Source organism: Citrobacter sp. CF971 (assembly GCF_006385635.1).
GTDB lineage: Bacteria > Pseudomonadota > Gammaproteobacteria > Enterobacterales > Enterobacteriaceae > Citrobacter > Citrobacter freundii.
In genome coordinates, this window is the sequence record NZ_CP041051.1 from 573,814 (window position 1) to 589,265 (window position 15,452).

Annotated in this window: 14 protein-coding genes; 12 read left to right on the forward strand and 2 right to left on the reverse strand. The window is 53.2% G+C overall.

The window, feature by feature from the left end; genetic code table 11:
- The first annotated feature begins 5 nt into the window (after nt 1-5).
- From mutL to E6P06_RS06305, 12 genes are all read left to right on the forward strand, one after another.
- Entirely contained in the window at nt 6-1,871 is a 1,866-nt protein-coding gene (mutL, locus tag E6P06_RS06250; protein WP_003844967.1) for a DNA mismatch repair endonuclease MutL, read from the forward strand.
- Nucleotides 1,864-2,814: a tRNA (adenosine(37)-N6)-dimethylallyltransferase MiaA gene (gene miaA, locus E6P06_RS06255; RefSeq protein ID WP_016149447.1), complete on the forward strand. Its 951-nt coding sequence runs from the start codon at nt 1,864-1,866 to the stop codon at nt 2,812-2,814. The genes mutL and miaA overlap by 8 nt, the downstream gene beginning before the upstream one ends.
- 84 nt (nt 2,815-2,898) lie before the next feature.
- Nucleotides 2,899-3,207, forward strand: a complete 309-nt coding sequence (gene hfq / locus E6P06_RS06260; protein ID WP_003025584.1) for an RNA chaperone Hfq — start codon at nt 2,899-2,901, stop codon at nt 3,205-3,207.
- 74 nt (nt 3,208-3,281) lie between these two features.
- Nucleotides 3,282-4,562, forward strand: coding sequence for a ribosome rescue GTPase HflX (hflX, locus tag E6P06_RS06265; RefSeq protein ID WP_003025589.1), 1,281 nt, complete (start codon nt 3,282-3,284; stop codon nt 4,560-4,562).
- 189 nt (nt 4,563-4,751) lie between these two features.
- Complete coding sequence (gene hflK / locus E6P06_RS06270; RefSeq protein ID WP_003025593.1) at nt 4,752-6,005, forward strand: FtsH protease activity modulator HflK; 1,254 nt, start codon at nt 4,752-4,754, stop codon at nt 6,003-6,005.
- A 2-nt stretch (nt 6,006-6,007) separates the two neighbouring features.
- Nucleotides 6,008-7,012, forward strand: coding sequence for a protease modulator HflC (gene hflC / locus E6P06_RS06275; RefSeq protein WP_003025595.1), 1,005 nt, complete (start codon nt 6,008-6,010; stop codon nt 7,010-7,012).
- A gap of 82 nt (nt 7,013-7,094) precedes the next feature.
- A complete protein-coding gene (locus E6P06_RS06280; RefSeq protein WP_003025602.1) occupies nt 7,095-7,292 on the forward strand; it encodes a DUF2065 family protein in 198 nt (65 codons plus the stop codon).
- Nucleotides 7,293-7,394: 102 nt separating this feature from the next.
- Nucleotides 7,395-8,693, forward strand: coding sequence for an adenylosuccinate synthase (gene purA, locus E6P06_RS06285; protein WP_003025606.1), 1,299 nt, complete (start codon nt 7,395-7,397; stop codon nt 8,691-8,693).
- Between the two features lie 216 nt (nt 8,694-8,909).
- On the forward strand, nt 8,910-9,335 hold the full coding sequence (gene nsrR / locus E6P06_RS06290; RefSeq protein ID WP_003025609.1) for a nitric oxide-sensing transcriptional repressor NsrR: 426 nt from the start codon (nt 8,910-8,912) through the stop codon (nt 9,333-9,335).
- A gap of 156 nt (nt 9,336-9,491) precedes the next feature.
- Nucleotides 9,492-11,954: a ribonuclease R gene (gene rnr / locus E6P06_RS06295; RefSeq protein ID WP_003025612.1), complete on the forward strand. Its 2,463-nt coding sequence runs from the start codon at nt 9,492-9,494 to the stop codon at nt 11,952-11,954.
- A gap of 70 nt (nt 11,955-12,024) precedes the next feature.
- Nucleotides 12,025-12,756 carry a 23S rRNA (guanosine(2251)-2'-O)-methyltransferase RlmB gene (gene rlmB, locus E6P06_RS06300; protein ID WP_003025615.1) on the forward strand — a complete coding sequence of 244 codons (732 nt, stop codon included), beginning with the start codon at nt 12,025-12,027 and terminating at the stop codon, nt 12,754-12,756.
- A 129-nt stretch (nt 12,757-12,885) separates the two neighbouring features.
- A complete protein-coding gene (locus E6P06_RS06305) occupies nt 12,886-14,508 on the forward strand; it encodes an isovaleryl-CoA dehydrogenase (protein WP_057063028.1) in 1,623 nt (540 codons plus the stop codon).
- An 85-nt stretch (nt 14,509-14,593) separates the two neighbouring features.
- Here the strand turns inward: E6P06_RS06305 and yjfN are convergent, their stop codons facing one another.
- Nucleotides 14,594-14,869 (reverse strand): DUF1471 family protease activator YjfN, encoded by a 276-nt coding sequence (yjfN, locus tag E6P06_RS06310; RefSeq protein ID WP_003025637.1) that lies wholly within the window; start codon nt 14,867-14,869, stop codon nt 14,594-14,596.
- Between the two features lie 147 nt (nt 14,870-15,016).
- The gene (bsmA, locus tag E6P06_RS06315) at nt 15,017-15,346 is read right to left on the reverse strand and encodes a biofilm peroxide resistance protein BsmA (protein ID WP_003025640.1); all 330 of its coding nucleotides are present in this window, start codon (nt 15,344-15,346) and stop codon (nt 15,017-15,019) included.
- Nucleotides 15,347-15,452: the final 106 nt, after the last annotated feature.

Sequence of the window (15,452 nt, forward strand, 5' to 3'; positions counted from 1 at the left end):
TAGCCATGCCGATTCAGGTTCTACCGCCACAGCTGGCGAACCAGATTGCCGCAGGCGAGGTGGTAGAACGGCCTGCGTCAGTGGTGAAAGAGCTGGTGGAAAACAGCATCGATGCCGGTGCGACGCGCATTGATATCGATATTGAGCGCGGCGGCGCGAAGCTTATCCGTATTCGTGACAACGGCTGCGGGATTAAAAAAGACGAGCTGGCGCTGGCGCTGGCGCGTCATGCCACCAGTAAAATAGCCTCGCTTGACGATCTTGAGGCCATCGTTAGCCTCGGATTTCGTGGCGAAGCGCTGGCAAGTATCAGCTCCGTGTCTCGTTTAACCCTGACGTCGCGCACACAAGAGCAGCCTGAGGCCTGGCAAGCCTATGCTGAAGGGCGCGACATGGATGTGACGGTAAAACCTGCTGCGCATCCAGTGGGAACCACACTGGAGGTGTTAGATCTGTTCTACAACACCCCGGCGCGGCGCAAATTTATGCGCACCGAGAAAACTGAATTTAATCATATCGACGAGATTATTCGCCGCATTGCGCTGGCGCGTTTTGATGTGACGATTAATTTGTCTCACAACGGCAAAGTGGTGCGTCAGTACCGGGCAGTGGCCGCGGATGGGCAGAAAGAGCGCCGGCTGGGCGCGATTTGCGGCACGCCGTTTCTGGAGAATGCGCTGGCGATTGAATGGCAGCATGGTGATTTGACGCTGCGCGGCTGGGTGGCCGATCCTAACCACACAACGGCGGCACTGGCAGAAATACAGTATTGTTATGTGAATGGTCGGATGATGCGAGATCGGCTGATCAACCATGCTATCCGCCAGGCCTGTGAAGATAAGCTGGGAGCCGATCAACAACCCGCTTTTGTGCTGTATCTGGAAATCGATCCGCATCAAGTGGATGTCAACGTACACCCAGCTAAACATGAGGTCCGTTTCCATCAATCCCGCCTGGTGCACGATTTTATTTACCAGGGCGTGTTGAGCGTCCTGCAACAGCAGCTTGAAACGCCGCTGCCGTTGGCTGATGACGACGAACCCGCTCCAAGGCACATCCCGGAAAACCGCGTTGCTGCCGGACGTAACCATTTTGCCGAGCCGGCTCCCGCGCGTGAACCTGCGACACCGCAGTACTCAACTGGCGCTGGAAACGGCAGTAGTGGCGCAGGCCGTCAGGCGGGGGCCAGTTGGCCTCATGCCCAACCCGGATACCAAAAGCAGCAGGGCGAAATTTATCAGAAACTGATGCAGACGCCGGCTCCAACGCGTAAAACGCCGGTCTCTGAAACATCATCGGTACCTCTGAGTGGCAGTAGTCAGGGCTTTGGCCGGGTGCTAACGATTGTCGGTGCAGACTGCGCGTTACTCGAGTGCGATGGCCATATTCGGTTGCTGGCATTACCGGTGGCTGAGCGTTGGCTGCGTCAGGCGCAATTAACGCCGGACCAGGGGACCGTTTGCGCCCAGCCGTTGCTGATCCCTTTACGTTTAAAAGTCAACGCCGATGAAAAAGCGGCGCTGCAAAAAGGACAGAGCCAACTGGCTGAGCTGGGCATTGAATTTCAACTGGATGCGCAGCATGTGACCATCCGGGCGGTGCCTTTACCCTTACGCCAACAAAATTTACAAATCTTGATTCCTGAACTGATAGGCTACCTGGCGCAGCAATCCGTATTCGAGCCGGGCAATATTGCGCAGTGGATCGCACGTAACCTGATTAGCGAGCATCCACAGTGGAGTATGGCACAGGCGATTACGCTGTTAGCGGATGTTGAGCGGCTCTGCCCACAACTCGTGAAGGCACCGCCGGGTGGTCTGTTACAACCTGTTGATTTACATTCGGTAATGAATGCCCTGAAACATGAGTGATACCCGTAAGGCGAGCCTGCCAAAGGCGATTTTTTTGATGGGGCCAACGGCCTCCGGTAAAACGGCACTCGCAATTGAATTGCGTAAAGTTTTGCCCATAGAGTTGATAAGCGTTGATTCCGCCCTTATTTACAAGGGAATGGATATCGGTACAGCAAAGCCCGATGCAGATGAATTACAGGCCGCGCCGCACCGATTACTGGATATTCGCGATCCGTCGCAAGCGTACTCCGCTGCGGATTTTCGTCGCGATGCGTTAGCCGAGATGGCCGACATCACCGCCGCGGGGCGTATCCCGTTGCTGGTGGGCGGCACAATGTTATATTTCAAAGCCTTGCTTGAAGGGCTGTCGCCGTTACCGTCGGCGGACCCGGAAGTCAGGGCCAGAATTGAGCAGCAGGCGGCAGAGCAGGGTTGGGACGCGTTACACCGACAGCTTCAGGACATCGATCCGGTGGCTGCGGCGCGTATTCATCCAAATGATCCGCAAAGACTTTCCCGGGCACTGGAAGTTTTTTTCATTTCGGGTAAAACTTTAACGGAGCTGACGCAAACGTCAGGAGATGCTTTGCCGTATCAGGTGCATCAGTTTGCAATCGCCCCGGCGAGCCGTGAACTGCTCCATCAGCGAATTGAGCAGCGTTTTCATCAGATGTTAGCTTCAGGTTTTGAAGCAGAAGTCCGGGCGCTTTTTGCCCGTGGAGATTTGCATACGGATTTGCCTTCCATTCGTTGTGTAGGGTATCGCCAGATGTGGTCATACATTGAAGGTGAAATTTCATACGATGAAATGGTTTATAGAGGTGTTTGCGCCACGAGGCAGTTGGCGAAGCGACAGGTAACCTGGTTGCGTGGTTGGGAAGGGGTGCACTGGCTTGACAGTGAAAAGCCTGACCTAGCGCGAAACGAAGTATTACAGGTTGTTGGTGCTATCGCGAACTGAATGTGTACAATTGAAACGTATCGTGCGCAATTTTTCAGAATCGAAAGGTTCAAAGTACAAATAAGCATATAAGGAAAAGAGAGAATGGCTAAGGGGCAATCTTTACAAGATCCGTTCCTGAACGCATTGCGTCGGGAACGTGTTCCAGTTTCTATTTATTTGGTGAATGGTATTAAGCTGCAAGGTCAAATCGAGTCTTTTGATCAGTTCGTGATCCTGTTGAAAAACACGGTCAGCCAGATGGTTTATAAGCACGCGATTTCTACTGTTGTCCCGTCTCGTCCGGTTTCTCATCACAGCAATAATGCCACCGGCGGCACTGGCAGCAACTACCATCACGGTAGCAACGCGCAAGGTTCATCTGCGCAACAGGACAGCGAAGAAACCGAATAAGGTTATTAGCTGTTTTACATACGGGGAGCCAGCGATCCTGCGTTCCCCGTTGATTTATATTAAGGGGTTGACGCTTGTTTGACCGTTATGATGCCGGTGAGCAGGCGGTACTGGTACACATCTATTTTTCGCAAGACAAAGATATGGAAGACCTCCAGGAGTTTGAATCTCTGGTTTCTTCCGCCGGTGTCGAAGCAATGCAGGTGATTACCGGGAGCCGTAAAGCACCGCACCCGAAGTATTTTGTTGGTGAAGGTAAGGCAATCGAAATTGCCGAAGCCGTAAAAGCGACTGGCGCTGCGGTGGTGATTTTTGATCATGCTCTGAGCCCCGCCCAGGAACGTAACCTGGAACAGTTGTGCCAGTGTCTTGTAATCGACAGGACAGGTCTTATTTTAGATATTTTTGCCCAGCGTGCGCGCACCCATGAGGGTAAGTTGCAGGTTGAGCTGGCGCAGTTGCGCCATATGGCTACGCGTCTGGTCCGTGGCTGGACCCACCTTGAAAGGCAAAAGGGCGGGATTGGTTTGCGTGGTCCGGGTGAAACCCAGCTCGAAACCGACCGTCGTTTGCTGCGTAATCGCATTTTGCAAATACAGTCGCGCCTGGAAAAAGTTGAAAAGCAACGTGAGCAGGGGCGGCAGTCGCGCAAGAAAGCGGATGTCCCAACCGTATCACTGGTGGGATATACCAACGCCGGAAAATCCACCCTGTTCAACCAGATCACCGAAGCCCGGGTTTATGCAGCGGACCAGCTGTTTGCGACCCTGGACCCAACGCTGCGCCGCATAGACGTGGCGGACGTGGGGGAGACCGTGCTGGCGGATACCGTAGGGTTTATCCGCCATTTGCCGCACGACCTGGTGGCGGCATTTAAAGCCACCTTGCAGGAAACACGTCAGGCGACATTGCTGCTGCACGTTATTGATGCTGCAGATTTTCGTGTGCAGGAAAACATCGAGGCAGTCGACACGGTGCTCGAAGAGATCGATGCGCATGAGATCCCGACCCTGCTGGTGATGAATAAAATCGATATGTTGGATGACTTTGAGCCGCGTATCGATAGAGATGAAGAGAATAAACCCATTCGCGTTTGGGTATCAGCGCAAACGGGGATTGGTATACCACAACTTTTTCAGGCTTTGACTGAGCGACTTTCCGGTGAGGTGGCGCAGCATACGTTGCGTTTGCCGCCGCAGGAAGGGCGTTTGAGAAGCCGGTTTTATCAACTTCAGGCAATAGAAAAAGAGTGGATGGAGGAAGACGGCAGCGTAGGTCTGCAGGTTCGTATGCCGATCGTAGACTGGCGTCGCCTCTGTAAACAAGAACCGGCACTGGAAGACTATGTTGTCTGATCTGACGGATATGGCCTGAAGATTTTTTCGCCTCTATACCTTGTGGATTTTGTGCGGCAGGAAGGCGGCAAGTCCTGAAATCTCCAGGAGCATAGTCAACTATGTGACTGGAGTTGAGGGACGCAGTCAACGCATCGGCAGCGCAAAAGACGCAGGTATAGCATCGCATAACAAATATGGAGCACAAAAATGGCGTGGAATCAGCCCGGTAATAACGGACAAGACCGCGACCCCTGGGGAAGCAGCAAACCTGGCGGCAACCCTGAGGGAAATGGAAACAAAGGTGGTCGCGAGCAGGGACCTCCTGATCTGGACGATATCTTCCGCAAACTGAGTAAAAAGCTCGGTGGTCTGGGTGGCGGTAAAGGTACTGGTTCTGGCGGCGGTAGTTCATCGCAAGGCCCGCGTCCGCAACTGGGCGGTCGAGTCTTTACTATCGCAGCGGCCGCCATCGTCATTATCTGGGCGGCTAGCGGTTTCTATACCATTAAAGAAGCGGAACGTGGCGTGGTGACACGCTTCGGTAAATTCAGCCATTTGGTTGAACCGGGTCTGAACTGGAAACCGACCTTTATCGATGAAGTGACACCGGTCAACGTTGAAGCCGTGCGTGAACTTGCCGCATCCGGCGTTATGCTGACCTCTGACGAAAACGTCGTGCGCGTCGAAATGAACGTACAGTACCGCGTGACCGATCCGCAGCGTTACCTGTTTAGCGTAACCAGTGCGGATGACAGTCTGCGTCAGGCAACTGACAGCGCCCTGCGTGGGGTTATCGGTAAATACACCATGGACCGTATCCTGACCGAAGGGCGTACCGTTATTCGTAGCGATACCCAGCGTGAACTGGAAGAAACGATCCGTCCGTACAACATGGGTATCACCTTGCTGGACGTCAACTTCCAGGCAGCACGTCCGCCGGAAGAAGTAAAAGCCGCGTTTGACGATGCTATCGCAGCACGTGAAAACGAACAGCAGTACATCCGTGAAGCAGAAGCGTACACCAACGAAGTTCAGCCGCGTGCAAACGGTCAGGCTCAGCGTATTCTGGAAGAAGCGCGTGCGTATAAGACTCAGACCATCCTGGAAGCACAGGGTGAAGTGGCTCGCTTCGCAAAAATTCTGCCGGAATATAAAGCCGCACCGCAAATTACCCGCGAACGTCTGTATATCGAAACCATGGAAAAAGTGCTGAGCAATACCCGCAAAGTCCTGGTTAACGATAAAGGCAGCAATCTGATGGTTCTGCCGCTGGATCAAATGCTGAAAGGTGGTAGTGCGCCAGCAGCAAAGACTGACAGCAGTTCAAACCTGTTGCGTCTGCCGCCAGCAACGACTTCCAGCACTGGAGCAAGCAATACATCGTCCACCAGTCAGGGCGATATTATGGACCAACGCCGCGCGAATGCGCAGCGTAACGACTACCAGCGTCAGGGGGAATAACGATGCGTAAGTCAGTTATTGCGATTATCATCATCGTTCTGGTAGTTCTGTTCATGTCTGTCTTTGTGGTCAAAGAAGGCGAGCGCGGCATTACTCTGCGCTTTGGTAAAGTTCTGCGTGACGATGAAAACAAGCCGCTGGTCGTTGCACCAGGCCTGCACTTCAAGATTCCGTTTATTGAATCTGTGAAGATGCTCGATGCGCGTATTCAGACCATGGACAACCAGGCCGATCGCTTTGTTACCAAAGAGAAGAAAGACCTGATTGTTGACTCCTACATCAAGTGGCGCATCAGTGACTTTAGCCGTTACTACCTGGCAACGGGCGGTGGCGATGTTTCTCAGGCGGAAGTCCTGCTGAAACGTAAGTTCTCTGACCGTCTGCGTTCTGAAATTGGTCGTCTGGACGTGAAGGATATCGTTACCGATTCCCGCGGTCGTCTGACCCTGGAAGTTCGTGACGCGCTGAACTCCGGTTCTGCTGGCACGGAAGATGAAGTGGCGACTCCGGCAGCAGATAGCGCGATTGCCGAAGCGGCTGAACGTGTTCAGGCTGAAACGAACGGTAAAGTACCGGTCATCAACCCGAACAGTATGGCGGCATTGGGCATCGAAGTGGTTGACGTGCGTATTAAGCAAATCAACCTGCCTGCTGAAGTGTCCGAGGCTATCTACAACCGTATGCGCGCTGAGCGTGAAGCGGTAGCACGTCGCCATCGTTCACAAGGCCAGGAAGAGGCGGAAAAACTGCGTGCAACGGCGGACTATGAAGTCACTAAAACGCTGGCAGAATCTGAGCGTCAGGGCCGTATCATGCGCGGTGAAGGCGATGCAGAAGCCGCTAAGCTGTTTGCCGATGCGTTTAGTCAGGATCCTGACTTCTACGCCTTCATCCGTAGCCTGCGTGCTTACGAGAAGAGCTTCGAAGGCAACCAGGACGTGATGGTCATGAGTCCGGACAGCGATTTCTTCCGCTACATGAAGACACCGAGTTCCGCGACACGCTAATCGCGTTCCAGCGGTTTTAAAGCAGCAAAACCACCGGCATCTCCAGGGATGCGGTGGTTTTCTTTTTATATAAGGGCGATGGATGAATTCAACAATTTTGCTGGCGCTCGCGCTGGTTTTGGTGCTGGAAGGGCTGGGTCCGATGCTTTATCCCAGCGCATGGAAGAAAATGATCTCTGCAATGGCGCAACTTCCCGAAAATATTTTGCGTCGTTTTGGTGGCGGTCTTGTGGTTGCGGGCGTTGTGGTCTACTACATGTTGAGGAAAACGATTGGCTGATTAATTAGTAGACTAATTTGCGGATTTTCGCATGCAAAAAGTGCTGTATATCTGAAAAAGCGGTGGTAGAATCCATTTTTAAGCAAACGGTGATTTTGAAAAATGGGTAACAACGTCGTCGTACTGGGCACCCAATGGGGTGACGAAGGTAAAGGGAAGATCGTCGATCTTCTGACTGAACGGGCTAAATATGTTGTGCGCTACCAGGGTGGTCACAACGCAGGCCATACTCTCGTAATCAACGGTGAAAAAACCGTCCTCCATCTTATTCCATCAGGTATTCTTCGCGAGAATGTCATCAGCATCATCGGTAACGGTGTTGTTCTGTCTCCGTCCGCGCTGATGAAAGAAATGAAAGGACTGGAAGATCGTGGTATCCCGGTTCGCGAGCGCCTGCTGCTGTCTGAAGCTTGTCCGCTGATCCTTGATTATCACGTTGCGTTGGATAACGCTCGTGAGAAAGCGCGTGGCGAGAAAGCGATCGGTACTACCGGTCGTGGTATCGGTCCGGCTTATGAAGACAAAGTAGCTCGTCGCGGTCTGCGTGTTGGCGATCTGTTTGATAAAGCAACCTTCGCTGAAAAACTGAAAGAAGTGATGGAATATCACAACTTCCAGCTGGTGAATTTCTATAAAGTTGAAGCAGTTGACTACCAGAAAGTGCTGGATGATGTGATGGCTATCGCCGACATCCTGACCTCGATGGTTGTTGATGTTTCCGATCTGCTGGACCAGGCGCGTAAGCGTGGCGATTTCGTCATGTTTGAAGGTGCGCAGGGTACGCTGCTGGATATCGACCACGGTACCTATCCGTACGTAACGTCCTCCAACACCACCGCAGGTGGCGTGGCAACCGGCTCCGGCCTGGGCCCACGTTATGTGGACTACGTTCTGGGTATCATCAAAGCTTACTCTACTCGTGTAGGTGCGGGTCCGTTCCCGACTGAACTGTTTGATGACGTTGGCGAGTTCCTGTGCAAACAAGGTAACGAGTATGGTGCGACCACCGGTCGTCGTCGTCGTACCGGCTGGCTGGACTCCGTTGCTGTACGCCGTGCAGTACAGATTAACTCCCTGTCTGGCTTCTGCCTGACCAAACTGGACGTACTGGACGGTTTGAAAGAGGTGAAAATCTGTGTCGCTTACCGTATGCCGGATGGCCGTGAAGTAACGACTACTCCGCTGGCAGCAGACGACTGGAAAGGTATCGAGCCGATTTACGAAACCATGCCGGGCTGGTCTGAATCTACCTTCGGCGTGAAGGAACGTAGCGGTCTGCCGCAGGCTGCACTGAACTACATCAAGCGTATTGAAGAACTGACCGGTGTGCCGATTGATATTATCTCAACTGGCCCAGACCGTACTGAAACCATGATCCTGCGCGACCCGTTCGACGCATAATTCTGGTTATAGCGTGGCGTCGAATGGCGCTGCGCTTGCAATATCTCAAGCCGGATAAGGTGCTTTGCATCAGAATCCGGCTTAAAATCACGTAAGTTCCTCGCTTTTTTCCTTCCCGAACTGAAATAAATTAGCGACCTGGCTGGTGGCTGGTTTATCATCAATATAATTAATACCACCAGGTTTATCCGTTTTATCCCTTTTCCTGAGGTTGATGTGCAGTTAACAAGTTTCACCGATTACGGATTACGTGCGCTAATCTACATGGCGTCACTTCCCGAAGGACGTATGACCAGTATTTCTGAGGTGACAGAAGTCTACGGCGTGTCCCGTAATCATATGGTCAAAATAATCAATCAACTTAGCCGGGCGGGCTTTGTTACTGCTATTCGAGGAAAAAATGGCGGTATCCGCTTGGGTAAACCCGCTAAGGATATTGGTATTGGTGATGTGGTTCGCGAGCTGGAACCCTTATCGTTGGTCAACTGTAGCAGCGAGTTTTGCCACATTACCCCGGCCTGTCGACTCAAACAGGCGCTTTCTAAGGCAGTGCAAAGTTTTCTCACGGAGCTGGACAACTACACACTTGCTGATTTGGTTGAAGAGAATCAACCGCTTTATAAATTATTGCTGGTGGAATAATGAAGTCCAAAGTATTTCGCGTCGCATCGCGGCGGCAACTGAGCGAGTCGCCAGGAGCTTACAAAAGTAAGTTACTGGTGGGAGCAAAGGCAGCCAACAAAGAGGCGTCGTGAAAGACGAAGGAATTCCATCAGAGCTGACAATGGAGGAACCTCAATGTCACAAGATCCTTTCCAGGAACGCGAAGCTGAAAAATACGCGAATCCTATCCCAAGCCGGGAATTTATCCTCGAACATTTAACTAAACGTGAAAAACCGGCCAACCGCGATGAGCTGGCCGCTGAACTCAACATTGAAGGTGAAGAGCAGCAGGAAGCACTGCGCCGCCGTCTGCGCGCGATGGAGCGTGACGGACAACTGGTCTTCACCCGTCGTCAGTGCTATGCGCTGCCGGAGCGTCTCGACCTGCTGAAAGGTACCGTTATTGGCCACCGTGATGGCTACGGCTTTCTGCGCGTTGAAGGCCGCAAAGATGACCTGTACCTGTCCAGCGAGCAGATGAAAACCTGCATTCATGGCGATCAGGTACTGGCGCAGCCACTGGGCGCGGACCGTAAAGGTCGTCGCGAAGCGCGTATTGTGCGCGTACTGGTGCCAAAAACCAGCCAAATTGTCGGTCGCTATTTCACCGATGCTGGCGTTGGGTTTGTCGTCCCTGACGACAGCCGTCTGAGTTTCGATATTCTGATCCCGCCGGAAGAGGTGATGGGCGCTCGTATGGGGTTTGTGGTCGTCGTTGAACTGACCCAGCGTCCGACTCGCCGCACCAAAGCGGTGGGTAAAATTGTTGAAGTGCTGGGTGACAACATGGGAACCAGCATGGCCGTTGATATGGCCCTGCGTACTCATGAAATCCCATATATCTGGCCGCAGGCTGTTGAGAAACAGGTCGCCGGACTGAAAGAAGAAGTGCCGGAAGAGGCGAAAATAGGACGTGTCGATCTGCGCGACCTGCCGCTGGTGACTATCGATGGCGAAGATGCGCGTGACTTCGACGATGCGGTTTACTGCGAGAAGAAACGCGGCGGCGGCTGGCGTTTATGGGTGGCGATTGCCGACGTAAGCTATTACGTTCGCCCGCCGACTCCGCTGGACCAGGAAGCCCGCAGCCGTGGCACATCCGTTTACTTCCCGTCGCAGGTTGTCCCGATGCTGCCGGAAGTGCTTTCTAATGGATTGTGTTCGCTCAACCCGCAGGTGGACAGGTTGTGTATGGTCTGTGAAATGACCATTTCGTCGAAAGGCCGTTTAACCGGCTTTAAATTCTACGAAGCGGTCATGAGTTCCCATGCACGTCTGACCTACACCAAGGTCTGGCACATGCTGCAGGGCGACCAGGAGCTGCGTGAGCAGTACGCACCGCTGGTCAAACACATTGAAGAGCTGCATAACCTCTACAAAGTGCTGGATAAAGCCCGCGAAGAGCGCGGCGGTATCTCGTTTGAAAGTGAAGAGGCGAAGTTTATCTTCAATGCTGAACGCCGTATTGAGCGTATTGAGCAGACGCAGCGTAACGACGCGCACAAGCTGATTGAAGAGTGCATGATCATGGCGAACATCTCAGCGGCGCGATTCGTTGAGAAAGCCAAAGAGCCCGCGCTGTTCCGTATTCACGATAAGCCGACGACCGAAGCGATTAACTCGTTCCGTTCCGTCCTGGCAGAGCTGGGACTGGAGCTGCCAGGTGGCAACAAACCTGAGCCGCGCGATTACGCTGAACTGCTGGAGTCGATTGCTGACCGTCCTGACGCAGAAATGCTGCAAACCATGCTGCTGCGTTCGATGAAGCAGGCGATTTACGATCCGGAAAACCGTGGTCACTTCGGCCTGGCGCTGCAATCTTATGCACACTTTACTTCACCGATCCGTCGTTACCCGGATCTCTCCTTGCACCGGGCGATTAAGTATCTGCTGGCGCAGGAGCAGGGCCATAAAGGCAACACCACTGAAACGGGTGGCTACCATTATTCGATGGAAGAGATGCTGCAACTGGGTCAGCACTGTTCGATGGCCGAGCGCCGTGCTGACGAAGCCACACGCGATGTCTCTGACTGGCTGAAGTGCGACTTCATGCTGGATCAGGTGGGGAATGTCTTCAAAGGCGTGATTGCCAGCGTCACCGGATTTGGTTTCTTTGTCCGTCTTGATGAGCTGTTTATCGACGGTCTGGTGCATGTCTCCTCCCTGGATAACGACTACTATCGTTTCGACCAGGTTGGGCAGCGCCTGACGGGGGAATCCAGCGGTCAGATGTATCGCCTGGGCGATCGCGTGGAAGTTCGCGTGGAAGCAGTCAACATGGACGAGCGTAAGATCGACTTTAGCTTGATCTCCAGCGAACGTGCGCCGCGTAATGAAGGTAAAACTGCGCGCGAAAAAGCCAAAAAAAGCGATGCGGGTAAAAATACCGGTAAACGTCGTCAGATGGGCAAAAAGGTGAATTTCGAGCCGGATAGCGCTTTCCGCGGTGAGAAAAAAGGCAGAGCCAAACCTCAGGCGGAAAAGAATGCGGCTGAGAAGAAAGGCGACAAAAAAGCGAAAAAGCCATCGGCAAAAACGCTTAAAATTGCTGCCGCCACCAAAGCTAAACGTGCGGCGAAAAAGAAAGTCGCACAATAACTGCCATAAACAGTAAGTCGGGCAATCTCGTGTTGCCCGCGTTATGCATAAACTATTAACGAGTACATTCATGAGTGAAATGATTTACGGCATCCATGCGGTGCAGGCTCTGCTGGAACGTGCGCCTGAGCGCTTCCAGGACGTCTTTATTCTCAAAGGTCGTGAAGATAAACGCCTGCTGCCGCTGATCCACGCACTGGAAGCACAGGGTGTTGTCATTCAACTGGCTAACCGTCAGTTTCTGGATGAGAAAAGCGAGGGTGCGGTACATCAGGGGATTATTGCTCGCGTGAAGCCTGGGCGTCAGTATCAGGAAAACGATCTGCCGGATCTGATTGCTACGCTCGATCAGCCGTTCTTTTTGATCCTCGATGGCGTCACCGACCCGCATAACCTGGGGGCATGCCTGCGTAGCGCCGATGCCGCTGGCGTACATGCTGTAATCGTACCGAAGGATCGTTCCGCTCAGTTGAATGCTACGGCGAAAAAAGTGGCCTGCGGTGCGGCAGAAAGCGTACCGCTGATCCGCGTGACCAACCTGGCGCGCACCATGCGTATGCTGCAGGAAGAGAATATCTGGATCGTCGGAACCGCTGGCGAAGCCGACCATACTCTCTACCAGAGCAAAATGACCGGACGTCTGGCGCTGGTGATGGGAGCAGAAGGTGAAGGTATGCGCCGTCTGACCCGTGAACACTGTGACGAACTCATCAGCATCCCGATGGCAGGTAGCGTTTCGTCGCTGAACGTTTCAGTTGCGACGGGCATCTGCCTGTTTGAAGCAGTCCGTCAGCGCAGCTAAACTATCTCCCTGATTTCTCTCTTCTCTCAAGCCATCTTTCGGGATGGCTTTTTTGTGACCGTTGTCCCATGCGTTCTCTCTGCTGCCTGACCATACTTAAAGCGACGGCCATTGACGGAGGGAGACACAATGCACTGGCAAACGCATACCGTTTTTAACCAACCTGTACCGCTCAATAACAGTAACTTATATTTGTCCGACGGCGCGCTGTGCGAAGCGGTTATCCGTGAAGGCGCTGGCTGGGATAGCGATCTTCTCGCCAGTATTGGTCAGCAGCTAGGGACTGCCGAGTCGCTCGAACTGGGTCGTCTGGCCAATGCTTTTCCACCTGAACTGTTGCGCTACGACCCGCAGGGGCAGCGGCTGGATGATGTGCGTTTTCATCCTGCCTGGCATTTGCTGATGCAGGGATTGTGCGCCAACCGCGTACATAATCTGGCCTGGGAAGAAGACGCGAGGCAGGGAACATTTGTTGCCCGGGCGGCGCGTTTCATGCTGCATGCGCAGGTTGAAGCAGGCACGTTGTGTCCGGTGACCATGACGTTTGCCGCTACGCCGCTGTTACTTCAAATGTTACCCGCCCCCTTTCACGACTGGCTGACGCCGCTGCTAAGCGACCGTTATGACTCGCATTTACTGCCCGCAGGGCAAAAGCGCGGGCTACTGATTGGTATGGGTATGACCGAAAAACAGGGTGGTTCAGATGTGCTGAGCAATACCACTCAGGCAGAACGTCTTGTCGACGGCTCGTATCGGCTGGTGGGACATAAGTGGTTTTTCTCCGTACCGCAAAGCGATGCCCATTTGGTGCTGGCCCAGGCAAAGGGCGGCTTATCCTGCTTTTTTGTACCGCGATTTTTACCTGACGGGCAGCGTAATGCCATCCGTCTTGAACGACTGAAAGATAAGTTAGGCAACCGCTCCAACGCCAGCTGCGAGGTTGAATTCCACGATGCGATTGGCTGGCTATTGGGCGAAGAAGGGGAAGGTATCCGCCATATCCTGAAGATGGGCGGGATGACGCGTTTTGACTGTGCGCTCGGCAGTCACGGCATGATGCGACGTGCTTTTTCCGTCGCGATTTATCATGCGCACCAGCGACAGGTTTTTGGCAAGCCATTGATTGAACAGCCGATGATGCGTCAGGTATTAGGCCGGATGGCGCTCCAACTGGAAGGTCAAACGGCGCTACTGTTTCGACTGGCGCGGGCCTGGGACCGTCGTGCTGATGCCAAAGAAGCGCTGTGGGCCAGGTTGTTCACGCCAGCAGCGAAATTCTCCGTTTGCAAGGTCGGTATGCCGTTTGTGGCTGAGGCGATGGAAGTGCTGGGCGGGATTGGCTATTGCGAGGAGAGTGAGCTGCCGCGCCTGTATCGTGAGATGCCGGTAAACAGTATCTGGGAAGGCTCCGGCAACATTATGTGCCTTGATGTATTGCGGGTACTGACAAAACAACCCGGCATCTACGATATGCTCAGCGAAGCCTTTGCGGAGGTAAAGGGGCAGGATCGGCATTACGATCGAATGGTGCGTCAGTTGCAGCAGCGTTTACGTAAACCCAGTGAGGCATTGGGACGGGAGATTACGCAGCAGCTTTTCCTGCTCGGTTGCGGGGCGCAGATGTTGCGTTATTCTTCTCCGCCAGTGGCGCAGGCCTGGTGCCAAATGATGCTTGATACGCGGGGTGGACTACGATTGTCTGAACAGGTGCTGAACGATTTGCTCCTGCGGGCAACGGGGGGGTTACGGTAATAACTTGCCTGATGGCGACGCGGGTGCGTCTTATCATGCCTACGCTCAGTCCAGGTCAGATAAGTTTACGCCATCCGGCAATCTGTTACGCATAAAGTATGGCCTGTACGCGCCAGTTGTCGGGCTGCTGGTCTTCGTACATCTGAATGATCCGATACCATGAGGCACCTTGTTCATCCGCTTTTAACGCGATTACACGTTCTACATCCTGCAGATTTCCTGCAATGTTACTGACAGAGATCAGGCCAATTTCGTTCAGGCCCGTAACGCAGTCAGCACTGGCGAATTCGGCAGACTGCGCCGTAGTGCCTGCCAGTCCGGCAGAAAGCAGCAGTGAGGATAAGGCAAGAGATTGTTTCATCGTCAGCTCCATTATTCGTACCCCTACACACGGCAGGGCATTCCATCGCGATAATAAACCTCAAGCTTCCTGCTGTTGGTTTATTGTGCACAGGTAAACGCATAGAGGCGCAAAGCAATGTAAAGCTGACTAAATTTCAACCCAATGTTATTTACGATACAAAATTGCCTGTGAATACCATTGGCCTGTCACGATTGTTTCATCTACTAATAAAACCACGTAGTAATCAGCTTTAGCCGCGACGGCTTTGGCACGGATCTCTGCCAGCGCATCATCCGGAGAGCCTCTTACCAGCGCGCTAACCGTCCCTAATCGCTGTAACCCATTACTCTGGTCACGGCGGATCTCCTGCGGGTGGTCGGCAACGGGCGGTGCGGGTTGCGGCGTTCCCTGTAGCACGCTACAGGCGCTTAAAAACATAACCAGCAACAAAGAGGCAAACCGACGCATAACTCTATCTCGTTTCCTGATAGCCATAGTGTAGTGCCTTATTAATTTCCCTTTAGGGGAATGTTCCCGAATTGTTATCTCTCACGCGATTTTCGAATGAAAATGTTGCGAAAGCGTAACCCAGTTCTCAACA